Origin of the sequence: Pelagibius litoralis (assembly GCF_011683915.1) — a bacterium.
Classification (GTDB): Bacteria; Pseudomonadota; Alphaproteobacteria; order Kiloniellales; family Kiloniellaceae; genus Pelagibius; species Pelagibius litoralis.
Map to the genome: position 1 here is coordinate 1 of NZ_JAAQPH010000024.1, position 22,680 is coordinate 22,680.

A 22,680-nucleotide genomic window follows, 5' to 3' on the forward strand; every position below is an offset into this window, starting at 1 on the left:
CATGTTCTGTCGGCTCAAAGATTTCCGAAGAATCGCCACCCGATACGACAAACGCGCAGATACTTTCCTATCTGCCGTCTTCATCGCCGCAATCATCACATGGTGGCTCAATTGAGTCCTGACCCTAGAACGAATTGATTACGAGACTGTGAGGCGCCGGGAGTTGAATTTGGCGCAGTGAAGGGCTAGCTTCTGGTCAGCAAGAAGACGCCGAAGCCAAATCGGCGTCTTTCTGCCTTTGATCCCTTGCGGGAGAGCCCGGTCTGGCCAACAGACCGGCGCCGAAGGAGCAACCGCCCCGGAAACTCTCAGGCAAAGAGGACCGCAAGGGGGAGGCAATTCTGGAAAGTGGTCGCAGCGCCTTTTGAGCTGCTGCGCCTCACCGAAGGAGTAAGCCGGCCCGTGCCAGACGCGACGCGCCGGTGAATCTCTCAGGTATCCATGACAGAAGGGGCCGGAGCTGCCTGAAAGGGTGGCTGCGGCAACATTGACCTTTTGTGGAGGGAGCCGGGAGTGGCGCAGGAAAGCGAATCAGGGCCGAAGCAAACACCGCTTCACGCGTTGCACCAGGAACTGGGCGGCAAGATCGTGCCCTTTGCGGGTTACGCGCTGCCGGTTCAGTACCCCGCCGGCATCATGGCCGAGCACAGCCAGGCGCGCACGGCGGCGGCGCTGTTCGATGTTTCCCATATGGGCCAGGTCCGGCTCGACGGGGCCGACCGTGTCGCGGCGCTGGAAGCCTTGCTGCCCGCCGAGATCGCCAAGCTGGCAGAGGGGCGTCAGCGCTACAGCTTTTTCACCAACGACCAGGGCGGCATCCTCGACGACCTGATGATCTCCAACCAGGGCGACTGGCTGTTCCTGGTGGTGAATGCCGCCTGCAAGGACGCCGATATCGCCCATATGAAGGCGAACCTGAAAGGCGATGTCCGGCTGACGGTGCTGGCCGACCGCGCGCTGATCGCCCTGCAGGGCCCCCAGGCCGCCACGGTGCTGGCGCGCCTTGCCCCGGGCGCTGAAACCCTGCGCTTCATGGATTGCAAACCCCTGGACGTTGACGGCATCGCCTGTCTGGTCAGCCGGGCCGGCTACACCGGCGAGGACGGCTATGAGATCTCCGTGCCTGCCGACAAGGCCGAGGCGCTGGCGCGCCGTCTGCTGGCGGAACCCGAGACGGCCCCGGCGGGCCTGGGCGCGCGCGATTCGCTGCGCCTGGAGGCCGGCCTCTGTCTTTACGGCCATGACATCGACACCGGCACCGGGCCCATCGAGGCGGACCTGGCCTGGGCAATCCAAAAGCGCCGCCGCGAAGAGGGCGGCTTTCCCGGCGCCGCGATCATACAGAAACATCTGGCCGAAGGGCCGCCGCGCCGCCGGGTCGGCCTGCTGCCGGAGGGCCGGGCACCGATGCGTGAGGGCACGCTGCTGAAGGATGCGGCGGGCAACGACATCGGCCATGTCACCTCCGGCGGTTTCGGGCCGAGCGTCGGCGCGCCGGTCGCCATGGGCTACGTCACCGCCGACCACGCGGCCGAGGGCACGGCCCTGCAGGCCGAGGTGCGCGGCAAGCTGCTGCCCTGCCGGGTCGCCGCCCTGCCGTTCGTCAAACACAACTACTACCGAGGCTAACAGGGGGATTTTTCATTATGACTGCGCGCCGTTACACCGAAGACCACGAATGGCTGACCATCGAGGGCGACGTCGCCGTCGTCGGCATCAGCAACCACGCCCAGGAACAGCTCGGCGATATCGTCTTTGTCGAACTGCCGGAGGTCGGCAAGGTTCTGGAGAAGGGCAAGGATGCCGCGGTGGTCGAGTCCGTAAAGGCCGCCAGCGAAATCTATGCGCCCGCCGACGGTGAGGTTCTGGAAGTGAACGAGGCGCTGAACGACGAGCCGGGCAAGGTGAACAGCGACCCCGAAGGCGATGGCTGGTTCTTCAAGATGAAGCTGGCGGATGCCGGTCAGGTCGCCGACCTGATGGATGACGCTGCCTATAAGTCCTTTGCCGAAGGCCAGGGCTGAGCGGCCCCGGCCCTTCGACCCCCTGGCCCTTCGATCCGTTGAGGAGAAGAAAAGCATGAGCGACGCAGAGCGCAGTCTGGTGGAACTGGAAGCCAAGGACGATTTCGTCCGCCGTCACATCGGGCCGGGCGAGCCTCAGATCCAAGAGATGCTGGGCAGCCTGGGATTGGATTCGCTGGACGGCCTGATCGACAAGACGGTGCCGGCGGCGATCCGCAGCGCCTCTGCCATGCCGCTGCCGCCGGTGCGCAGCGAAAAGGAAGCGCTGGAGGCCATGCGGGCCATGGCCGACAAGAACCAGGTCATGGTCTCGATGATCGGCATGGGCTATTCCAACACCGTCGTGCCCGGCGTCATCGTGCGCCGGGTGCTGGAAAATCCCGGCTGGTACACCGCTTACACGCCCTATCAGGCCGAAGTCAGCCAGGGCCGGCTGGAGGCGCTGCTGAACTATCAGCAGATGATCATCGACCTGACCGGTATGGAACTCGCCAACGCCTCGCTGCTCGACGAAGCCACGGCGGCGGCCGAAGCCATGGCCATGGCTCACCGGGTCGCCAAGTCCAAGTCCGACAGCTTCTTCGTTGCCGCCGACTGCCATCCCCAGACCCTGGCGGTGCTGCAGACCCGGGCCAGGCCCATGGGCATCGACCTGATCGTCGGCGATCCGGAAACCGGGCTCGCCGGTAAAGAGGTCTTTGGCGCCCTGCTGCAGTATCCCGGCAGTTTCGGGCATGTCCGCGATCTGACGCCGGTCATCGAAAAACTGCATGAACAGAAGGCTCTGGCCGTGGTGGCCGCCGACCTGCTGGCGCTCACCATGATCACCCCGCCGGGTGAAATGGGCGCCGACGTCGTGGTCGGCACGGCCCAGCGTTTCGGCGTGCCGCTCGGCTACGGCGGCCCGCACGCGGCCTACTTCGCCACCCGCGACGCCTACAAGCGCTCGGTCCCCGGCCGCCTTATCGGCGTCTCTGTGGATGCCGAGGGGCGCCCGGCGCTGCGCATGGCCCTGCAGACCCGCGAACAGCACATCCGCCGGGAAAAGGCGACCAGCAACATCTGCACGGCGCAGGTCCTGCTGGCGATCATCGCCGGCCTCTACGCCACCTATCACGGCCCGGACGGCCTCACGACCATCGCCGGGCGGGTGCATCGGCTGACCGGCATCCTGGCTGCCGGGCTGGGCCGCCTGGGCTTTGCCGTGGAAAACGAAACCTTCTTCGACACCCTCAGCGTCTCGGCGCCGGGCAAGGCGGAGGCCCTGGTCGCCGCAGCCTGCGAAGCCGGCATCAACCTCCGGCTTATCGATGGCGACCGCATCGGCATGTCCCTGGACGAGGTGACCACCCGCGAGCATGTGGAGCGGCTGCTGGGCGTCTTCGCCGGCGGGCCGGCGGCAACTGCGGAGGCTCTGGAAGGCGAAGCCGTGGCTGGTATCCCCGGCGGCCTGAGGCGCCAGAGCGAATTCCTCACCCATCCGGTGTTCCATCTCTACCACGCGGAAACCGAGATGATGCGCTACCTGCGCCGTCTCCAGGCCAAGGATATCGCCCTCGACCGCTCGATGATCGCGCTCGGCTCCTGCACCATGAAGCTGAATGCCACGACCGAGATGGAGCCGGTCACCTGGTCCGAGTTCAGCGACCTGCATCCCTTTGCGCCGTTGGAGCAGGCGGCCGGCTACCGCCAGCTCTTCGAGGAGCTGGAAGGCATGCTCTGCGCGGTTACCGGCTTCGATGCGATCTCCCTGCAGCCCAACGCCGGCTCCCAGGGCGAGTACGCCGGGCTGATGACCATCTGCAAGTACCATGAGAGCCGCGGCGACACCCACCGCGATATCTGTCTGATCCCGTCGTCTGCCCACGGCACCAATCCGGCCTCGGCCACCATGGCGGGGCTGAAGGTCGTGGTGGTTGCCTGCGACGATCAGGGCAACGTCGATGTGGAAGACCTGAAAGCCAAGGCCGAACAGCATCGGGAGAACCTGGCCGCGCTGATGGTGACCTATCCCTCGACCCACGGCGTTTTCGAGGAGGCGATCCGCGATATCTGCGCGATCATCCACGACAACGGCGGACAGGTTTACATGGACGGCGCCAACCTGAATGCGCTGCTGGGGGTCTGCAAGCCGGGGGAGATCGGTGCCGACGTCTCCCACATGAACCTGCACAAGACCTTCTGCATTCCCCACGGCGGCGGCGGCCCCGGCATGGGGCCGATCGGCGTGATGGCCCATCTGGCGCCCTTCCTGCCGGACCACCCGGTGGTTCCCGGCGTGAACCCGGCGGCAGGCGCGGCGGGCACCATCGGCGCGGTCTCGGCGGCGCCCTGGGGGTCCTCGAGCATCCTGCCGATCTCCTGGGCCTATATCGCCATGATGGGTGCCGACGGCCTGACCCGGGCGACCCAGCTGGCCATTCTCAACGCCAACTACATCGCGGCGCGGCTGGCCCCGCACTATCCGGTGCTCTACACCGGGCAGAACGGCATGGTGGCGCATGAGTGCATCATCGACTTCCGGCCGATCAAGGAGGCTTGCGGGATCAGCGTCGAGGACGTCGCCAAGCGATTGGTCGATTACGGCTTCCACGCCCCGACCATGTCTTTCCCGGTGGCGGACACCCTGATGATCGAGCCGACGGAGAGCGAGGCCAAGCGCGAGATCGACCGTTTCTGCGACGCCATGATCGCAATCCGCCATGAAATCGCCGAGGTCGAAAGCGGCGCCGCCGATGCCGGGAACAATGTGCTGCACAACGCGCCGCACACCCACCACCTGCTGATGGCCGAGACCTGGGATCGGCCCTACGACAAGCAGCGCGCCTTCTTCCCGCTGCCCGGCATGCAGGAGGACAAGTACTGGCCGCCGGTCGCGCGCATCGACAACGTCGCCGGCGACCGCAACCTGGTTTGTACCTGCCCGCCGATGGAGGCCTACCAGCAAGCCGCGGAGTAGGGGGAAGAAGCCCCCTCACCCTCCCGCTACGCGGGCCCTCCCTCTCCCACGAGGGGAGAGGGAAGTAAGGCGGCTCCACTTTTTGGTTCCCCCTCTCCCCTTGTGGGAGAGGGTCGGGGTGAGGGGAGTTTTCGACGCAAGTCGAAAACTCCCTAACGGAACAGGCTGGAGATGCTGGAGCCGTTGTGGATCGCCTGGATGGCGCCGGCGAAGAGCTGGCTCACCGAGCAGACCTCGATTTTGTCGATCTGTTTTTCCGGGGTCAGGGGAATGGTGTCGGTGACCACGACCGAGCGCAGCGGCGAATCGGCAATGCGCTGTACCGCCTGGCCGGAGAGCACCGGGTGCACGGCGGCGGCCTCCACCGAGACGGCGCCGTGTTTCTGCAGAAAGGCCGCCGCTTCCATCAGCGTGCCGCCGCTGGCGATCTCGTCGTCGATGATCAGGGCCCGCTTGCCGGCGACGTCGCCGATCAGCGCCACCGCCCGCGGTTTTTCATCGTCGCCGTCGCGGCGCTTGTCGACGATGGCGATGGGCAGGTTCAGCCGGTTGGCATAGCCGCCGATCTCCTTGGCTTCGCCGACGTCGCCGGCCACCAGGACATAGTCGCTGAGATCGCGCGAGTCGCGCAGATGGTCGCAGAGGATCGGCGCCGCGCGCAGCTGGTCCACGGGAATGCGGAAAAAGCCCTGCACCTGTGGAGAGTGCAGGTCCATGGTCAGCACCCGGTCCGCCCCCGCCGTCTCCAGCAGGTCGGCCATCAGCCGGGCGGTGATGGAGATCCGCGGCTGGTCCTTCTTGTCGGAGCGCGCGTAGGGGAAGTAGGGCAGCACCGCGGTGATCCGCTTGGCGGAGGCATGCTTCAGCGCATCGATGGTGATCAGCAGTTCCATGATGCCGTCGGAGACCGGCGCGCAGGAGGGTTGAATGACGAAGGCATCGCTTTCGCGCACGTTCTCCTCGATCTGGACCAGGATGTTCTCGTTGGAAAAGCGCAGGCTGCGCGTTTTGCAGCGTTCGACGCCGAGGTGCCGGCAGATCTGGTCGGCGAAGGCCGGATGGGCCGACCCGCTGATGATTCGAATGGTATCGAGCATGGGGTTTCCGGTCGCAGAAAGGGTGCCTGGGAACGCTGCCGCCCTTCTAGCCCATCCCGTCTGAAATGGCACCCGTTATGAGGTGCTGGAAGCCGTGGCGCCTAGGGCATTTTCGACTTACGTCGAATCGGTTCCGGCCCGCTCCCCCTCCCGGCCACCCAATGCGATTATCCTGGTGGGTGGCCGGGAGGGGGAGCGGGCTGGTGCCGTCAAACTGTGAGAGAGTCTACAGTCCGCCCTGGACAGGCGCCTGCGTATCAGAGCAACAATGTCCTATGGTGCTTGTCCCAGGAAGATAGGATGTCGAACGATGGCCATCCCCGATAAGATGTACGGCGTCGTGTTGACCGGCCATGGCGGCCTGGAAAAGCTGGAGTGGCGCGAGGATGTTGACGTCCCCAGGCCGGGTGAGGGCGAGGTTCTGCTGCGGGTGCTGGCCTCCTCGGTCAACAACACCGACATCAACACAAGAACGGCCTGGTATTCGAAGTCGGTGCGGGAGAGCACGGCCTCGGCCGCCGCAACCGGAAACACCGGGCCCGAAGTGGCCGACGGCAGTTGGTCGGGCAGTCCCATTTCTTTTCCGCTCATCCAGGGTGCGGACTGCTGCGGTGAGATTGTTGCGGTCGGTCCGGGGGTCCCGGGCGAGCGGATCGGAGAGCGTGTTCTGGTTCGTGCGCTTCAATCCACGGGCGCAGAGGACGGCCGGCTTTCCACCTGGACCTTCGGGTCGGAATGCGATGGCGCTTTCGCGCAGTTTGCCAAGACCTTCGCGGCTGACGCCCTGGCTGTCCGGTCCGACTGGTCGGATACCGAGCTTGCCTCGATCCCCTGCGCCTATTCGACGGCGGAGGGAATGCTGCAACGGGTCGGCCTGAAGGACGAGGCTGTGCTGATCACCGGCGCGTCGGGCGGTGTCGGCTCCGCCGCGATTCAACTGGCAAAGCGCCGGGGCGCCCATGTTACGGCGATGACCGAGGCCGCAAAAGCCGAGGCGCTCCGGGCCTTGGGCGCCGATGCCACGATTGCCCGCGACGACGCCTTTCCTGCCGACGCCTATGACGTGGTCGTCGACCTTGTCGCCGGCCCGCGCTGGCCGGACATGATCGCGGCGCTGCGGCGCGGCGGCCGCTATGTGACTGCCGGGGCCATTGCCGGGCCCATCGTTGAGCTCGACGTTCGCACCCTCTACCTGCGCGACCTGACGCTGCTCGGGTCGACCTTCCAGCCGGACAACATCATGAAAGACGTCATCGGCTACATCGAAGGGGGTGAATTGCGCCCGCTGATCGGCAGGGAATTCGATCTCAAAGAGATGCAACAGGCACAGAAGGCCTTCCTTGAGAAAGACCACATCGGCAAGATCGTCATCCGTAACGCGGGCTAGGTAGGTGGGTCGGCGGCGCGGAGCCTTTGCCCGAAGGATCGGTCACAAAGGCGGTCAGTGCCGCAGCCTGACCTCGTTGAGGTTTGAAATCACATAGTCGTAGTTCTCCAGGATCCACAGCAGCGACTCGACCTTGGTCTGGTCGTCGAACTGGTTCCGGGTGAACTTGCCGTAGCTGTTGCCGTCCTTGTCGCGCACCACCGGGCCTTCGAAGGAATTCCGGTTCCAGGGGCTCAGCGTCTGGTAGGGGGACCCGTAGACACCGGTCTTGCTCCAGATGGTGGCGTTGTCGAATTCGGAGCCGTGGGGGCCGAGCTTGTTCCAGATCGAGGTGTTGTCGAAGCGCGAACAGTTCAAACAGCCCAGGAAGGTGTTCTGCCCCTTGCCGCCGTAGAGCAGGTACTCCGGCTCCTGCGCCAGGGCCGAAGCGCTGCCGGCAAGCAGCAGCAGAAGGGTCGAAAGCGCGCGTAATCTGTACATGATGCCTGAGAGCCCGTTCAGTTCAGCGGGAAAGCTTACCGCCTTTAGTCGTCGCGCGCCGCCCAAGGGTTCAATTCGCTTGCGGGGACACCCGCCCACCCTCCCGCTTCGCGGGAAGACAGCTCCCTCTCACCCTCCCGCTGCGCGGGCCCCTCCCTCTCCCCTGCGTGGGAGAGGGAGGGGTGAGGGGGCTTTTTGTTTTACGATCTACCGGCCCGCACCCATCTCGCCGGACGGCACCGTGCGGCCCGGCCCATCGCTGCCGCTGCGCATATCCTCGCCTGTCATTCGCGGACAGGCCGAGAGCGTCCGACAAGCCGTCGGCATCTACTTGGAAACTTCGATCCGAAATGCGTCGTGGCAGGCCCGGCAGCTGTTGGTCACTTCCTGCAGTGCACCGAAAACAGCGCGATAGTCTCCAGGCATTGCCGGTGTCGCCACGGATCTGGCGGTTTGCGCAAAGGACTCCGCGGCTTCGTGGAGCGAGGCGCCCATGGCGCGAAAATCCTCGGGCATGTCGCGTCCGAATCCGGAACCCATCCCCATGCCGCCGCCCCGTTGTCCGCCGCGGGATTCATGCCTCTGCTTGAAGCGGGTCTTGGCCGAGGCGATCTCCTCTTCGCTCGCACCGTCTTCGGCCATTCTGATCCACCGGTGATGGCCAAAGGTCATGCGGATGTCTGCGACCCGGGCCGCCTCTTCGAAATCGTCTTCCGCGAGAGCGGCAACGATGTCATCCAGGTTCGCCATGTGCGTGCGCATCTCCGCGAGGAAGCCCGCTCCGACCTCGGGCGGCAGCGGCAAGGCCGTTCGCGGATCATCATCTGCCAGTCCCTGATTCTGGGTTGCCATGAATCCGGCTGCCAGGATGAGGATACAAAGTCCACGCAACATGCTGCGTCTCCTTGATCTCGGGCGGTTCACAAGCACGGCTCGGCCCGCCTGGGTGGCTGCTTTTCTTCAGGTCAGCAAGGAAGGTGTCGACCGGGGCCGCCTGGTTGCGGCTGCAGGTAACCGACCGGCTGATGACTTTGACGAGAAGATGAAAAAGCCTATCGGCCGGGCCGTCGAAATGCGATGACTTTAGTCAAGTCGGTCCATCTAAGTCTGATTTCCGGAGACCCCCGCCCTCGCAAGACAGTCTCGGATCAGATGCGGCAATAGAAAAACTAGTGCCGAATTCAATGATTTCTCGTTTGAGGATACAAGGCCGTGCCGTTAGAGCCTAAAGCCCGAATGCAGGCCGAAAAACCGAGGTAGATATGATGAAATTCAGACTGGCGGCGCTCTTGCTGCTTTTGTTTCCCACCACGCTTGCGGCTCAGACCCTATCCGAATCGCAGGTCGCGGATATGGCCAAGCGCAGCTTCTCGTCCGCGGTGGCGGAATACGACATTCCAGGCCTGATTGTCGGCGTGACCATGGGGCGGCGGCACTACTTCTACGCCACGGGTCTTGCATCGCGCGAAGACAATATCGCCGTCTCTCCCGATACGATCTTCGAACTTGGGTCCATCGGCAAAATCTTCAACGCCAGCCTCGCCGCCTTGGCCGAACAGCGGGGAGACCTGGACCTCAACGAAGCGGTATCCGACCGCCTCGCGGCACTGCGGGGCTCTGCTTTCGATAACATTCGCCTGATGGATCTGGCCACGCATTCGACCGGCGGTCTGCCGCTTCAGGTGCCGGATTCGGTGCAGGCGTTTCCCGGCCTCATCGGCTGGCTGGCCAACTGGCAGCCGCCGCAGGAAGGCGCCCGCAGTTACTCGAATATCAGCGTCGGGCTTCTCGGCCATATCACCGCCGATGCCTTGTCCATGCGTTATGCCGATGCGGTCGAAGAAGAACTGTTTCCGGCGATGGGGCTGGAAAGCACATGGGTCGAGGTTCCGGCGGAGGCGATGGAGCGCTATGCCTTCGGCTATGACCGAAAGACCAACAAGCCGATCAGGATCAATCCGGGTGTGCTGGCTGATGAAGCCTATGGCGTGAAATCGAGTGCGCGGGACATGCTTCGCCTGCTGGATCTTGAGCTTGGGCAGGCCGACGCCGCCCCGGCGCTGAAGGCGGCGCTTGAGCGGACACGGCAGGGACAGTCGAAGACGGCCTATTACGTGCAGGCCATGATCTGGGAACAATACCCCTGGCCGGTCGGCGTCGAGCAGATGGTCAAGGGCAATGGCTATGATTTCATCCTGAAGCCACAGCCGGTTGAGCCGATCGATCCGCCTCTGCCGCCCCAACAGAACGTCATCCTGAACAAGACCGGTTCGACCTTCGGATTTGGGGGCTACGTTGCCTTGCTGCCGGGCAAAGGCCTCGGCGTTGTGGTTCTCGCCAATCGCAACTTTCCGAACGAGGCGCGAATTCGGGCCACCTATGACCTGATCCAAAGCCTTCAGGCGGTTGACGGATAGCCTGTAGCCGCTCCCGGTCGGATGGAATCGCTTTTGCGATCCATTCGACCGGGTGAATCTGCTCTGACTCTCTGGTATAGAGCGGATCTTGTTTGGCACTCGCCACGGCCGCCTTGACGACTGGCTCCTCCGCTGCGGCTGGCCGGAAAAGGATTGCTGTAGCCAATGGACCGTCCCAATCTGCCGCTGAACGCCCTGCGCGCTTTTGAGGTTTCCGCAAGGCAAGGCAGCTTCACGCAGGCCGCTATCGAGCTGCGTGTCAGCCAGGCTGCGGTCAGCCACCAGGTCAACGGGCTTGAAGAACTGTTGGGGGTCAAGCTCTTCACCCGGACGCCCAAAGGGTTGCTGTTGACGGATGAAGCCGTGGCGCTTTTTCCTGTCGTAACGGAAAGCCTGGAGCGGATAGGCGACGTACTGGACAGGTTCCTTGACGGCCGCTACCGGGAGACACTTCACCTGGGCGTTGTGACGACCTTTGCGGTGGGGTGGCTTTTGCCACGGCTGGACCGGTTTAATTCAGCCCACCCCGGCATCGACCTGCGCATTTCGACCAACAACAACCGGGTCGATATCCCCAGGGAAGGGCTTCAGATGGCAATCCGTTTCGGTGCGGGCCATTGGAGCGGCATCGAGGCCGTGCCTCTGATGGAAGCACCGCTGACACCGCTTTGTGCCCCCGGTCTTGCCGCAAGGATCGGCAATCCGGCAGCCTTGGCGGAGCATGTCCTGCTTCGTTCCTACCGTGCCGACGAGTGGCCAGGCTGGTTCCATGCCGTCGGCCTGCGGTGTCCGGACCTCCGTGGGCCGGTTTTCGACAGTTCGGTCGCGATGGCGGACCTGGCCGAGGCCGGCATGGGGGTCGCCATTCTTCCCTCGGCCATGTTCGCGGACCGGGTGGCATCGGGGCGCCTTGTGCGTCTCTTCGAAGCTGAGATCGTTACCGGGCGTTACTGGCTGACCCGCGTGGCGCAGAAGCCGCCCAGCCCGGCGATGCGCCAGTTCGAAGAATGGACTCTGAAGGTCCTCAAAGCGGATGCGCGCGCCGGCCAAACAGGCAGCCCGTCCTTTCCGGCGTCCTGCCAAGACCCGATGGCCGGTTTCGGCACCTAATTCCTTTAAGCCGCCGCGCCGCGCCGCTGTCCAGTGAAACGGTTGCGGTCCGGTAGAGCCCGGAAACAAAAGCCCCCTCGTCCTCCCGCTTGGGCGGGATGCCGATCCCCCCTCACCCCGGCCCTCTCCCACGAGGGGAGAGGGGGAAAGGAAAAGGGTCGCTATCGTTCCCTCTCCCCCTTGTGGGAGAGGGAGGGGCCCGCGAAGCGGGAGGGGGTGAGGGGGCGTCTCTATAAAGAAAAACGCCCGGCGCTCACTGAAGAGGGCCGGGCGTTTTGTCGTCTCGGGGACTGTCGGTCCAACTCAGTGCAGCTTGGTGCCCAGATCCCGGATCGCCTGGTCGACCATCGCCTGGTCGCGGCCGGGGTCGACGTTTTCGGACAACAGCTTGGCGGTTGCCGCCATGGCCATGTCGACGGCCTGGGCGCGCACGTCCTGGATCGCCTGGGTCTCGGCCTGGGCGATCTTTTCCAGGGCGGCTCTTTCGCGCCGCGCCAGCACCGCTTTCAGATCCTCGCTCGCCTGATTGCGCAGCAGTTCGGCCTCGTGCTTGGCGCTGGCCAGCATTTCCTCGGCCTCCTTGGCGGCGTCGCGCTGCTTGCGCTTGTATTCCGCCAGGGCCTTCTGCGCTTCCTCGCGAAGGCGCTGGGCCTCGTCGAGCTCGGCCTTGATGCGTTCGGCACGCGCGTCCAGCCCGTCGAGCATCGGCTTGCGGGCCTTCCAGTACATCAGCCCCAGGAAGACGACGAAGGCGACGGCGACCCAGAATGTCGGATCGTTCAGCATCAGCGCTTGCTCCCCATCACATCGCCAACCACCCGGGCGACTTCCTCGCCGCCGGCCTTCACGCCGATCAGCTTTTCAGTCGCCGCGACCACGACCTCGGAGACGGTGCCCTCAAGGCTGGCCAGCGCGGCGGTCTTGGCGGCCGCGATGCGGGCCTCGGCCTCATCGGTCTGGGCGCTCAGCTTGTCCGCCAGCACCTGGGTCTCCCGCGCCGCCTCCTGCTTCAAGGCGTCGTGGGTGGCCTGCAGTTCCTGGTGGGCGGAGGCCTGGGCGTCGGCACGCATTTTTTCGTACTCCGCCAGGATGATCTCCGCCTCTTCCTTCAGGGCCGTGGCCTTCTTCAGGTCGTCGTCCAGCTTGCGCTGCCGGGCTTCCAGAACGTCGGCGATGCGCGGCAGCGCCACCCGCCAGACGACCAGGTAGAGGGCGATGAAGGTAAGCGCCAGCCAGAACAGCTGTGTCGGCCAGACGGCAGGATCAAGTTGGGGCATGGCCCGCGTCCTCTCACTCGGTCAGGGTTGTCTCCGCCGGGAATGTAGTGTTCCGGCGGGCGAAGAAAACCCGCCGGAGCGCTTTTCCCGGCATCAACCGGCCAACGGCACTTAGCCGAAGAGAATGAGCAGCGCGATGACCAGCGCGAAGAGCGCGATGGCTTCGACCAGCGCGAAGCCCAGCATGGTCATCGTGAAGACTTCGCCGCGTGCCGCCGGGTTACGACCCACGGCAACGATGAAGGAGGAGAAAATGTTGCCGATACCGATACCCGAGCCGATGACGCCGATAACGGCGAGGCCCGCGCCGATCACTTTCGCGGCTTCAAGTTCCATTGTTAAAGCTCCCTTTGAGGTAAACCTGAGAAAAGTTGGTTGTGGAATGGATGCTGGCGGCCTGCGTTTTCCCCCGGGGTCAGTGCAGGTGCAGCGCGTCGTTGATGTAGAGGCAGGTCAGAATGGCGAAGACATAGGCCTGCAGAAAGGCGATCAGGATCTCCAGGCCGGTCAGCGCCACGACCAGGGCGAAGGGCAGGATGCCGAAAACGCCCAGCAGGCCGATGAAGCCGGCGATCACCTTCAACAGGGTATGGCCGGCCAGCATGTTGGCGAAGAGCCGGACCGACAGGCTGATCGGGCGCGAGAGGTAGGAAATCACCTCGATCGGGATCAGCAGCGGCCACATGGCAATCGGCGCCCCCGGCGGCACGAAGAACGAGAAAAAGTGCATGCCGTGCTTGGCGATGGCCAGGACCGTGACGCCGGTGAAGACGATCATCGCCAGGGCGAAGGTCACGATGATGTGGCTGGTGAAGGTGAAGCTGTAGGGCAGCATGCCCAGCAGGTTGCCGAAGAGGACGAACATGAAGAGCGTGAAGACGATCGGAAAGTAACGCCGCCCCTCCGCGCCCACGGTGTCCGATATCAACCCGGCGATAAACTCATAGGACATCTCGGCCAGGCTCTGCATCCGCCCGGGAACCAGGGCGCCGCGGCGCATGCCGAGAATCAGGAAGGCGGAGATCAGCACCAGGGTCGTCACCATCATCAGGGACGAGTTGGTGAAATCCAGCATGCCGATGTCGCCATGGTCGCGCGCCGGGAACAGGCCCTTGATCTCGAACTGTTCCAGGGGGCTATGTGCGCCGCCTTCAGCCATATTCTAACCCTTATCCGTCCTTATCCTGCCGGTCGGCAGGATCTTGCCCCTCGTCGGACCCGGCCGCTTCGCCTTTGTCGCGATATCCGACCTGTCCACCCAAACCGCCGACAACCCTGAAAACGTTCATGAACCCCGCGGCAGCACCGAGGACGAAAAACAGCAGCAGGAACCATGGTTTGGTTCCCAGCCACCGATCGAGGAAGTATCCGATCGCCACGCCGACAATAAGCGCCGCGACAATCTCCACCCCGATCCGCATCGCAAAGGCCAGTCCTTTTCCCCGGTCGCCCGAGTCGGCTTTTGCGTTGCGCCGCTTGGCTTGCGCCGCGCGGAGTCTCTCGTCCAGCTGTTCAAGGGATGGCGGGGGTGGGTCGTCTTGCATGCGCACCTCCGTCCCACTCGCCGGGTGACCGTTCTCTCCAAGGATTGATGGTGGTCCGAGCTGAATTCGCGCGCACAGTATGAAGACTCCTCCCCCCTGTCAAGGCGAAGAAAACCCGCCGTTCCCCTGGCCTAGAGCGTTTTCGACCTGCGTCGAATCGGTTCCGGCGGGCGGCCCCGCGACGGCGGCACTTTAGGGTCGGATCAGGCGCTCTCGCGCAGGCCTTCCGCCGCCTGCAGATCGACCGAAACCAGCTGGCTGATACCGCGTTCGGCCATGGTCACACCGAACAGGCGGTCGACGCGCGCCATGGTCATGCGGTGATGGGTGATCAGCAGGAACCGTGTCGCGGTGGACTCGGTCAGCTCGTGCACCAGGCTGCAGAATCGGTCGACGTTGGCGTCGTCCAGCGGGGCGTCGACCTCGTCCAGCACGCAGATCGGCGCCGGATTCGTCAAAAACACGCCGAAAAGCAGGGCCAGGGCGGTCAGGGCCTGCTCGCCGCCGGACAGCAGCGACATGACCTGCAGGCGCTTGCCCGGCGGGCTGGCCATGATTTCCAGGCCGGCGGCCAGCGGATCTTCCGATTCGGTCAGCTTCAAGTGGGCCCGTCCGCCGCCGAACAGCCGCACGAAAAGCTCCGAGAAGTGGCTGTTCACCGCCTCGAAGGCGGCCAGCAGACGCTCACGGCCCTCACGGTTCAGGCTGGCGATACCCTGGCGCAGGCGGCTGATGGCGGCGATCAGGTCGCTGCGCTCCGACTGCATGCCGACGATCTGTTCGTCCAACTCGCGCGCCTCGGCCTCGGCCCGCAGGTTCACCGCGCCCAGGTTCTCGCGCTCGCGAATCAGGCGCGCCAGCTTGGTTTCCACCTCTTCGCGCGGCGGCAGGCTCTGTTCCGGGTCGATCTCGACAACCGCCAGGGCCTGGTCCAGCTCGCAGGAGAGTTTCTCGCGGACTTTCTCGATCACCGTATCCAGGCTTTGGCGGCCCTGCGAGACCGCGCCTTCGCAGCGGATGCGGTTTTCCCGCGCATTGGTGAGGCGGGCTTCTTCCGCCTTCAGGGTCTTGTCGGCCTCGCCCAGGCGGTTCTCACCGCTGGCCAGGGCGTCGGCGGCGCTGCGGCGGCGGTTCTCGGCCTCTTCGATCAAGGCGGCCAGGGCCTCGCGGCGCTCCCCCAGGGCCAGGGGAACGGCGGCCAGGGTTTCGATTTCCGTCTGGGTGGCGCCGCGGCGTTCCTCCAGGTCGGTCAGGTGCGCCTTGGCCTCCTCGGCCCGGCGCAGCCAGGATTGGTATTCCGTCGCGATATCGCCCAGCCGGCGGCCCCGGGCTTCGGCTTCGCGCCGCAGTTGGTCGAGCCGCCCCTGGCGCTCCACCAGATTGTCGCGCGCTTCGCTCAGCGCCTCGCGCAGTTCGTCGGCGCGCTGGTGTTCCAGATTGAGATCGGGCAGGGCGGCCTGTTCGCCGCGGCCCTGCTCCAGGGTCGCCTCGCTCTCACGCTCGTCGCCCTGCAGGCGCTCCAGGCTTTCGTCCAGGGCGGCCAGGCGCGAGGCCACGGCATTGGCCTTTTGGGCCAGCGCCGTATGTTTCTGCCGCGCCGTATTCACCGCATCGAAGGCGGCCGCTTCGGTTTCCCGCGCCGCCTTTTCCGCCTGAACGGCCTGTTCGACGGCGGTTTCGAGGTCGCCGTGATCGGCGGCGGCGCGGGCGGTTTCCCGCTCGACCCCTTCCAGGGCGCTGCGCAGCTCGGCCAGACGGTTGCGCTGGGCCATGCGTTGGGCAGCGGCGGTCGGGGCCTCGGCCCGGGCGGTAAAGCCGTCCCAGCGCCAGAGATCGCCCTCCTTGGTGACCAGACGCTGGCCCGGCCGCAGTTCGGCCTGCAGGCGGGCGCCGGTCGCGCTGTCCGCGACGACGCCGATCTGCGACAGGCGGCGGTCCAGGGCGGCGGGGCCGCGCACCACGGCGGAAAGCGGATCGGCCCCGGCCGGCAGGGCGGGAACGGCAGAGAGCGGCGACAGCGCTTCCCAGTGCACCGGGGCGGCTTCGTCCGCCGACACGGTCAGGTCGTCGCCCAGGGCGGCGCCCAGGGCGGCTTCGAAGCCCGGCGTGACGGAGACCGCGTCCACCACCGGCGGCCACATGTCGGATTCGGCCGGCTCCAACAAGGCGGTGAGGGCCGAGATCTCGGCCTCCAGCTTCGCCTGGGCGGCTTCCTTTTCGCGCAGCAGTCCGCGCGACTCGGCCTCACGCCCACGGGCGGCGGCGGTCGCTTCGGCGCTCGCGGCGGAATTCTGACGGTTCCGGGCCAGGGTCTGCTCGGCTTCTTCCAGACCCTCGCCGGCGGCGGTCAGTTCCGCCTCGGCGACGGTTTCGTTCTGCAGCGATTGGCGCTGGTTGCGCGCCTCTTGGCTTTGCGCGCGCAGGCGTTGCAGGCGCTGGGTCAATTCCTCGATGCGGCGCAGCAGGGCGGCGGCCCGGGCTTCGTCCTGGGCGATCTTGTTGGTGACGCCGGAGAGCGTCTGTTCCAGTTCCTGGCTCTTGCCGGATGCCGCGGCGCGCTCAGCCTCTGCGGCGGCGAGGTCTTCGCTCTCGCCTTCCGCCGCCTGGGTCAGTTCCTTGCGCTCGCTGTCGAGGCGCTGTTGTGCCGCCTGGGCATCGCCGGCCAGTCCCTCGGCCCGGCTGCGGTCGCCGAGCAACTGCGCGAGACGTTCCTCGGCGCGGCTTTTGGCTTCCACCGCCTGGGCTTCTTCGCGGTCCAGGGTGTCGCGGTCCACGGTCAGGCGGTGCAGCCCGGCGGCGGCTTCGGCCTCGGCATCGCGCAGGGTGGGCAGGGCGGCGGCGGCCTCGGCCTGCTCACTGGCCCGGCTCGCGGCGGTCTGGGTGACCTCGGCGACGGCTTTCTCAGCCTCGGCGTAGGCGGCTTCCGCCGTTGCCAGGGCCTCTTTCGCCTCCATCCCTTCGAGATGCAGGACGATGGCCTCCGAGCGGCGGATGTGTTCGTTGACGTTGCGGTAACGGGTTGCCTGCCGGGCCTGCTTTTTGAGGCCCTGGAGCTGGGTTTCCAGGGTCGCGATCACGTCGTCCAGGCGCTCGAGGTTGGTTTCGGCGGCGCGCAGGCGCAGCTCGGCCTCGTGACGGCGGGAGTGCAGGCCGGTGATGCCGGCTGCCTCTTCCAGCAGGGAGCGGCGGTCGGCCGGCTTCGCGTTGATCAGGGCGCCGATCCGCCCCTGGCTGACCAGCGCGGTGGAATGGGCGCCGGTGGCGGCATCGGCGAACAGCAGCTGTACGTCGCGCGCGCGCACCTCTTTGCCGTTCACCCGGTAGGTGGAGCCGGAGCCACGGTCGATCCGCCGGGTGACCTCGATCTCCTCGAGGTCGTTGAACATGGCCGGCGCCTTGCGCTCGTCATTGTTAAGATAGAGCGTGACGTCGGCCACATTGCGCGACGGCCGGTCAGAACTGCCGGCAAAGATGACGTCATCCATCTCTCTGCCGCGCATGCTCTTGGCCGAGGTTTCGCCCATGGCCCAACGCAGCGCTTCGACCAGATTGGACTTGCCGCAGCCGTTGGGCCCGACGACACCCGTCATACCCGGTTCGATCACCAGCTCAGTGGCATCGACAAAAGACTTGAATCCGCTCAAGCGAAGCTTGGTGAACTGCACCACGCCCGGCTAATCCCCCTTTGCCGTAGAACCAGTGATCATAAACCCCCCAGTATTGCCGGCCGGCGCTCAGGCCTCCGACTCAAACTCCGTCAGGGCGGCGTCGAACTCTCCGTAATCGCGCGCGCCCACTACTCTCTGACCGTTGATCACAAAGCTCGGAGTCGAAGCAACCTCATAAGTATCGCGACCGTCGGTCTGGATCTCCAGAATCCGCGTGATGGTCGCCTCGTCGGCGATACAGGCCTCAAAAGCCTCCGGGCTCAGCCCCGCAAGGCCGGCAAACTGCTGCAGCGCGCCCATTGGATCCTGATTGCGGCTCCAGCGTTCCTGATTGTTGAACAGCACATCGATGAAGCCGAAAAAGCCGTCCCCCTCGATGCAGTTGGCCGCCGCCGCGGCGCGCAGCGCCAGCCGGTCCAGCGGATAATGGCGATAGACCAGGCGGGCTCTGCCGGTGTCGATCCAGTTGGTCTTCACCTGAGGCATGGTGCCGCGGTGGAAGCTGGCGCAGTGCGGACAGGTGAGCGAGGAATACTCGATAATGGTGACCGGCGCGTCGTCGGCCCCCAGAATACGGTCGTCCTCGAACAGCGCCATATCGCCGGCCGCGGCAAGCTGCGGTCCAGACGCGGCTCCCCCGGCAGCGGGATTGTTTTGGGTCGGGCCCTGCATGAAGGCATAGGCACCGCCAACGCCGGCACCCAGCGCCACAGCGCCCATTCCGATCAGTATGTTCCGTCTTTTCATGGCTAAACCTACCAGATGTTGTATATGCTAGTGGGCCATTTCGGATTTCACAAGCGCCCTTTTCGGTCCAAAAGACTCGCATAAACGGGCACTTACCGATCCGTCCCTCCCAGCGCCTATGTGGTTCCGGAAGAACCGGTTTTTAAGGCCTTTTGGGCTTCCTTGCCTGCTTTTGTCGCAGGGACCGGCCCAGGCGTTCAAGGGCGGAGCGCAGGTCCGGGTCCTCGACTGTGGATAGTTTCGCGGTCAGTTGGCTGTCCGCCGGCGGCAGGGGCAGGGCAGCCGCTGCTTTTGCTGCCGCGCGTCCCCGGTTCTCCTTAACCGACAACGGCCCCTGCTGCAGAATCAACCGGGCCACGGCGCGATAGCCGAAAAAGCCGTTGATGCGGTCCAGCAGGACGTTTTCCAGATGTTGGATTTCCAGGGCCCAGGCCGGCGCGACGCGCAGCGTCAGGGCGCCGTTGACGGCCTCGCCGGGCTTGGGAAAGCGCAGCTTCCTGGGCTGGCATTGACTGGCCAGATCGGCGCCGACGATGGTCGGCCACTGCCGGGCAAGCTCCCCGCCGCTCAGGCCACGGCGGGCAAAGGCCCGCTTGGTGACCCCCGACAGGCTGGCTGAAAGCGCGCGCAGGCTGCTGCGGCGTTTGCGCTCCGGGGGGCGGGCATAGGGGGTGTTGCCGGTCTTTGACATTGTCTTGGTGACAAAAGCTCGCTTTGCGGTCTCGCTGCGCCTGAGTATAGAGGAGGCTATGGCTTCTGTCGCACCTTCCGGCTTTGCCGCACACACCTCTGCTGACATCCAGGTGAAGCTGTTGGGGTGGTACGACCGCCACGCCCGCCGCCTGCCGTGGCGCGCGCCGCCGGGCGCCGCCCTGCAAGATCCTTACCGCGTCTGGCTCAGCGAAATCATGCTGCAGCAGACCACGGTGGCCACCGTCGGGCCCTACTATCAGGGTTTTCTGGCCCGCTGGCCCGATGTGGATGCCTTGGCGGCGGCCCCTCTCGATCAGGTGCTGACGGCCTGGGCCGGGCTCGGCTACTACGCCCGGGCGCGCAACCTGCACCGCTGCGCCCAGGTGGTGAGCGAAGATCTGCAGGGCGTTTTCCCGGACAACGAGGCCGATCTGCTGAAGCTGCCGGGGATCGGCGCCTACACGGCCGCCGCCGTTGCCGCCATCGCCTTCGGCCGGCGTGCGGTGGTGGTCGACGGCAACGTCGAACGGGTGGTGGCCCGCCTGTTTGCCGTCGAAACGCCGCTGCCGGCCGCCAAGGCAGAGCTGAAGGCCCTGACCGACACCATCACGCCAGGGCGCCGTGCCGGCGATTTCGCCCAGGCGATGATGGATCTGGGGGCGACCGTCTGCCTGCCGCGCCAGCCCAAATGCCTGCTCTGCCCGCTGGAGACCCACTGTCGCGGCCGGGCCGCCGGCAGTGCGGCGGACCTGCCGCGCCGGCTGCCCAAGAAGGTCAAGCCGACCCGCCATGCCGTGGCGTTCTGGCTCGCCGGGCCGGAGGGGGCGCTGCTGCTGCGCCGCCGTCCGGAGAAAGGCCTGCTCGGCGGCATGATGGAGGTGCCGTCGACCGACTGGCGCGACTCCCGCTGGCAGGAAAGCGAGGCGGTGAAGGCCGTTCCCCTGGCCGCCGATTGGCAGGCCCTGCCCGGAATGGTGCGTCACACCTTCACCCACTTTCATTTCGAGGTGACGGTCTGGGCGGCGATGACGACGCGGGCCCGGCTGCCCAAGACCGCCGGACGCTGGGTTGCCCTGGACGGCCTGGATGGCGAGGCGCTGCCGACGGTGATGCGCAAGATCATCGACCATGGGCTGAAGCAGACCGCTGATCTGAGGCCGGCATCTGATGGCTGATCCTTTGGAATCCGCCGCTCCGCAAATCCCCAGCGGTCAGGAGACAAAAGGTCTGTTGCTCGGGTTCGTCGGCGTTGCGGTCTTCAGCCTGACCCTGCCGGCAACCCGTATCGCCGTGGTGGATTTCCAGCCGGTGGTGGTGGGGCTCGGCCGGGCTATCCTGGCCGCCGGTGTCGCCCTGGCGATCCTGCTGGCGACCCGCCAACGCCTGCCCCGGTGGGGGGAATGGCGCAGCCTGGTGATCGTCGCACTGGGCGTGGTACTCGGCTTTCCCCTGCTGTCCGCCTGGGCGATGCTCTCGGTGCCGGCGGCCCACGGCGGCGTGGTGCTGGGTATCCTGCCCCTGGCGACCGTATTGGCCGCCGCCGTCATGCTGCGCGAGCGCCCGTCGCCGGGCTTCTGGTTTTTCTCGCTGCTCGGCGGCGGGGCGGTGGTTGCCTTTTCCCTGCTGCGCGGCGGCGGCAGCATCGGGCCGGGCCATCTGGCGTTGCTGGCCTCGGTCGTCTGTGCCGCCATCGGCTATGCCGAGGGTGCGCGGCTCACCAAAACCCTGGGCGGCTGGCAGGTGATCTGCTGGGCGCTGGTGATCTCCGCCCCCTTCCTGGCGGTGCCGGTCGGTCTTTCCATCGCCGAGCACGGCATGAGCGGCTCCCCCGCAAGCTGGGGGGCTTTTCTCTACGTTGCGTTGTTCAGCCAGCTTCTGGGCTTCTTCGCCTGGAACCGGGGGCTCGCCATGGGCGGGGTTTCGCGGGTCAGCCAGGTGCAGCTGTTGCAGACCTTCCTCACCATCTTCGCTTCGGCGGTGCTGCTGGGCGAGCACATCGACGCGATGACGATCGGCTTCGCGGTCTTCGTGGTCGCCTCGGTCGCCATCGGCCGCCGCATGCGGGTTGGGTAGGAAAGAACGCCGCGCGCCTCATTCCCTAAGCCGAAGCCCCCCGTGCTCCGTTTTATGAAGAGGCGCCGCGCGCCTCTATGGGCCAGAGGGCGACCAGGGCGTCGCCGCGGATGCAGTGGTAGTGATCGAAAAGGTTGATGGTCGGGTCGCAGTGCGGCACCTGCAGGCCGACCAGGTCACCCACCTTCAGGGCCGCGCTGCCGGGCGGCAGGTCGAGCTGCCCGAACTCGTCGCCGGATATAGAATAGCGGGTCCCTTCCGGCGCGCCGAAGACGATCTCGGGCAGCGGCCCGTCGGTGGCGATGCTCTTGGAGCCGGCGTCGATAGTCACGAAACCCTGGTGGTTGGCGCTGATCACCCGGGAATAGACGACAAGCCCGGCGCGGAAGGGCCGCCTGCCGTCCCCAGCCAGATCGACGGCGTCGTATTCCACATCGGAGACGATGTAGGAGCCGACCTGCAGTTCGCTCAGCACCCCGGCTTCGTGGTCGAAGGCATGACTGCCGGTGCCGCCGCCGGTCATGATCGGGCAGGGATGGCCCGCGGCCTCCAGCACATCGCGCAGCGCCGCCAGCTGTGCCAGGGCGGCGTGGGAGGCGCGTCGTCTTTCGTCATAGTCTGCAATGTGCTGCAGCTGCCCGGCATAACCTTGCAGGCCGTGTAACTTAAGGTTCGGATCTGCGGCGATTATCCCGGCCAGGGCCAGGGCCTGTACATGATTGGCGACGCCGGTGCGGTGCTGGCCGACGTCGACATCGATCAGAAGGTCGAGCTGTTGGTTGTGTGCGGCCGCGGCCTTTCCCAGGTCTTTCAGGTTCCCCGGATCGTCCGCCACCAGCATCAACTCTCTGCATCGGGCCTTCAGGGCCAGCAAGCGTTCGATGCGCCGGCTGCCCGTCACTGGGGAGGTCAGCAGGAAACGGTCGAGGCCGCCCTCGGCCAGGGCTTCGGCTTCGGAGAGTTTGGCGCAGCAGAGGCCGAGCGCGCCGAGGTCCATCTGACGTTTGCCGATGGCGACCGACTTGTGGGTTTTGGCATGGGGCCTGAGGCCGATGCCTTGGACCTTGGCCAACTCGGCCATGGCCATGAGATTGGATTCCAGCGCGTCGAGGTCGAGCACCAGGGCGGGGGTGGTGATATCCAGCCGGCTGCCCGGACGGGCGATCAGGGTTTGGTCCAGAAGGGGCTGGGGCATGACGGTCCG

The 22,680-nt window shown here is 65.7% G+C and carries 20 protein-coding genes, 1 pseudogene and 2 riboswitches; of the genes and pseudogenes, 9 read left to right on the forward strand and 12 right to left on the reverse strand.

Translation table 11 applies throughout. The annotated features are described in order from the left end of the window. The 4 genes and pseudogenes from HBA54_RS23555 to gcvP form a co-directional block, all read left to right on the forward strand. A pseudogene (locus HBA54_RS23555) lies at nucleotides 1-115 on the forward strand (IS5/IS1182 family transposase); the annotation flags it as partial. 124 nt (nucleotides 116-239) lie between these two features. Then, nucleotides 240-335, forward strand: a riboswitch (glycine riboswitch). Beyond that, a riboswitch (glycine riboswitch) is annotated at nucleotides 336-458 on the forward strand. Nucleotides 459-513: 55 nt separating this feature from the next. Continuing rightward, a complete protein-coding gene (gene gcvT / locus HBA54_RS23560) occupies nucleotides 514-1,629 on the forward strand; it encodes a glycine cleavage system aminomethyltransferase GcvT (RefSeq protein ID WP_167229345.1) in 1,116 nt (371 codons plus the stop codon). Between the two features lie 17 nt (nucleotides 1,630-1,646). Then, nucleotides 1,647-2,024, forward strand: a complete 378-nt coding sequence (gcvH, locus tag HBA54_RS23565) for a glycine cleavage system protein GcvH (RefSeq protein WP_167229347.1) — start codon at nucleotides 1,647-1,649, stop codon at nucleotides 2,022-2,024. Between the two features lie 55 nt (nucleotides 2,025-2,079). Next, nucleotides 2,080-4,983, forward strand: a complete 2,904-nt coding sequence (gcvP, locus tag HBA54_RS23570) for an aminomethyl-transferring glycine dehydrogenase (protein ID WP_167229349.1) — start codon at nucleotides 2,080-2,082, stop codon at nucleotides 4,981-4,983. A gap of 152 nt (nucleotides 4,984-5,135) precedes the next feature. Here gcvP and HBA54_RS23575 read toward each other — a convergent pair whose 3' ends face one another. Next, nucleotides 5,136-6,080 carry a ribose-phosphate diphosphokinase gene (locus HBA54_RS23575; protein ID WP_167229351.1) on the reverse strand — a complete coding sequence of 315 codons (945 nt, stop codon included), beginning with the start codon at nucleotides 6,078-6,080 and terminating at the stop codon, nucleotides 5,136-5,138. 310 nt (nucleotides 6,081-6,390) lie between these two features. Here HBA54_RS23575 and HBA54_RS23580 point away from each other — a divergent pair, with 310 nt between their 5' ends. Next, nucleotides 6,391-7,467: an alcohol dehydrogenase family protein gene (locus HBA54_RS23580; RefSeq protein ID WP_167229353.1), complete on the forward strand. Its 1,077-nt coding sequence runs from the start codon at nucleotides 6,391-6,393 to the stop codon at nucleotides 7,465-7,467. A gap of 54 nt (nucleotides 7,468-7,521) precedes the next feature. On the opposite strand, the gene HBA54_RS23585 is transcribed toward HBA54_RS23580, so the two are convergent. Together HBA54_RS23585 and HBA54_RS23590 are read right to left on the reverse strand one after the other, a co-directional pair. Beyond that, complete coding sequence (locus HBA54_RS23585; protein ID WP_167229355.1) at nucleotides 7,522-7,947, reverse strand: hypothetical protein; 426 nt, start codon at nucleotides 7,945-7,947, stop codon at nucleotides 7,522-7,524. A gap of 327 nt (nucleotides 7,948-8,274) precedes the next feature. Beyond that, a complete protein-coding gene (locus HBA54_RS23590) occupies nucleotides 8,275-8,841 on the reverse strand; it encodes a cytochrome c (RefSeq protein ID WP_167229357.1) in 567 nt (188 codons plus the stop codon). Between the two features lie 368 nt (nucleotides 8,842-9,209). Here HBA54_RS23590 and ampC point away from each other — a divergent pair, with 368 nt between their 5' ends. Together ampC and HBA54_RS23600 are read left to right on the forward strand one after the other, a co-directional pair. Next, nucleotides 9,210-10,364, forward strand: coding sequence for a class C beta-lactamase (ampC, locus tag HBA54_RS23595; protein WP_205944876.1), 1,155 nt, complete (start codon nucleotides 9,210-9,212; stop codon nucleotides 10,362-10,364). Between the two features lie 165 nt (nucleotides 10,365-10,529). Beyond that, entirely contained in the window at nucleotides 10,530-11,474 is a 945-nt protein-coding gene (locus tag HBA54_RS23600) for a LysR family transcriptional regulator (RefSeq protein WP_167229359.1), read from the forward strand. A 303-nt stretch (nucleotides 11,475-11,777) separates the two neighbouring features. Here the strand turns inward: HBA54_RS23600 and HBA54_RS23605 are convergent, their stop codons facing one another. The 8 genes from HBA54_RS23605 to HBA54_RS23640 form a co-directional block, all read right to left on the reverse strand. Beyond that, nucleotides 11,778-12,260 carry a F0F1 ATP synthase subunit B family protein gene (locus HBA54_RS23605; RefSeq protein ID WP_167229361.1) on the reverse strand — a complete coding sequence of 161 codons (483 nt, stop codon included), beginning with the start codon at nucleotides 12,258-12,260 and terminating at the stop codon, nucleotides 11,778-11,780. Beyond that, nucleotides 12,260-12,751, reverse strand: coding sequence for a F0F1 ATP synthase subunit B family protein (locus tag HBA54_RS23610; protein WP_167229363.1), 492 nt, complete (start codon nucleotides 12,749-12,751; stop codon nucleotides 12,260-12,262). The genes HBA54_RS23605 and HBA54_RS23610 overlap by 1 nt, the downstream gene beginning before the upstream one ends. A 111-nt stretch (nucleotides 12,752-12,862) precedes the next feature. Then, on the reverse strand, nucleotides 12,863-13,087 hold the full coding sequence (locus HBA54_RS23615) for an ATP synthase subunit C-like protein (protein WP_167229365.1): 225 nt from the start codon (nucleotides 13,085-13,087) through the stop codon (nucleotides 12,863-12,865). A 79-nt stretch (nucleotides 13,088-13,166) separates the two neighbouring features. After that, a complete protein-coding gene (locus tag HBA54_RS23620; protein ID WP_167229367.1) occupies nucleotides 13,167-13,910 on the reverse strand; it encodes a F0F1 ATP synthase subunit A in 744 nt (247 codons plus the stop codon). Nucleotides 13,911-13,920: 10 nt separating this feature from the next. Beyond that, nucleotides 13,921-14,295, reverse strand: coding sequence for an AtpZ/AtpI family protein (locus HBA54_RS23625; protein ID WP_167229369.1), 375 nt, complete (start codon nucleotides 14,293-14,295; stop codon nucleotides 13,921-13,923). Nucleotides 14,296-14,498: 203 nt separating this feature from the next. Next, nucleotides 14,499-17,963: a chromosome segregation protein SMC gene (gene smc / locus HBA54_RS23630; RefSeq protein WP_322096105.1), complete on the reverse strand. Its 3,465-nt coding sequence runs from the start codon at nucleotides 17,961-17,963 to the stop codon at nucleotides 14,499-14,501. A gap of 66 nt (nucleotides 17,964-18,029) precedes the next feature. Beyond that, a complete protein-coding gene (locus HBA54_RS23635) occupies nucleotides 18,030-18,710 on the reverse strand; it encodes a thioredoxin domain-containing protein (RefSeq protein ID WP_167229371.1) in 681 nt (226 codons plus the stop codon). A gap of 142 nt (nucleotides 18,711-18,852) precedes the next feature. Then, the gene (locus HBA54_RS23640; RefSeq protein WP_167229373.1) at nucleotides 18,853-19,401 is read right to left on the reverse strand and encodes a DUF721 domain-containing protein; all 549 of its coding nucleotides are present in this window, start codon (nucleotides 19,399-19,401) and stop codon (nucleotides 18,853-18,855) included. 58 nt (nucleotides 19,402-19,459) lie between these two features. Between HBA54_RS23640 and mutY the strand changes: the two genes are divergently transcribed. Beyond that, entirely contained in the window at nucleotides 19,460-20,578 is a 1,119-nt protein-coding gene (mutY, locus tag HBA54_RS23645) for an A/G-specific adenine glycosylase (protein WP_167229375.1), read from the forward strand. After that, a complete protein-coding gene (locus HBA54_RS23650; RefSeq protein ID WP_167229377.1) occupies nucleotides 20,571-21,476 on the forward strand; it encodes a DMT family transporter in 906 nt (301 codons plus the stop codon). The genes mutY and HBA54_RS23650 overlap by 8 nt, the downstream gene beginning before the upstream one ends. 52 nt (nucleotides 21,477-21,528) lie before the next feature. On the opposite strand, the gene HBA54_RS23655 is transcribed toward HBA54_RS23650, so the two are convergent. Next, on the reverse strand, nucleotides 21,529-22,671 hold the full coding sequence (locus HBA54_RS23655; protein ID WP_167229379.1) for a DSD1 family PLP-dependent enzyme: 1,143 nt from the start codon (nucleotides 22,669-22,671) through the stop codon (nucleotides 21,529-21,531). Nucleotides 22,672-22,680: the final 9 nt, after the last annotated feature.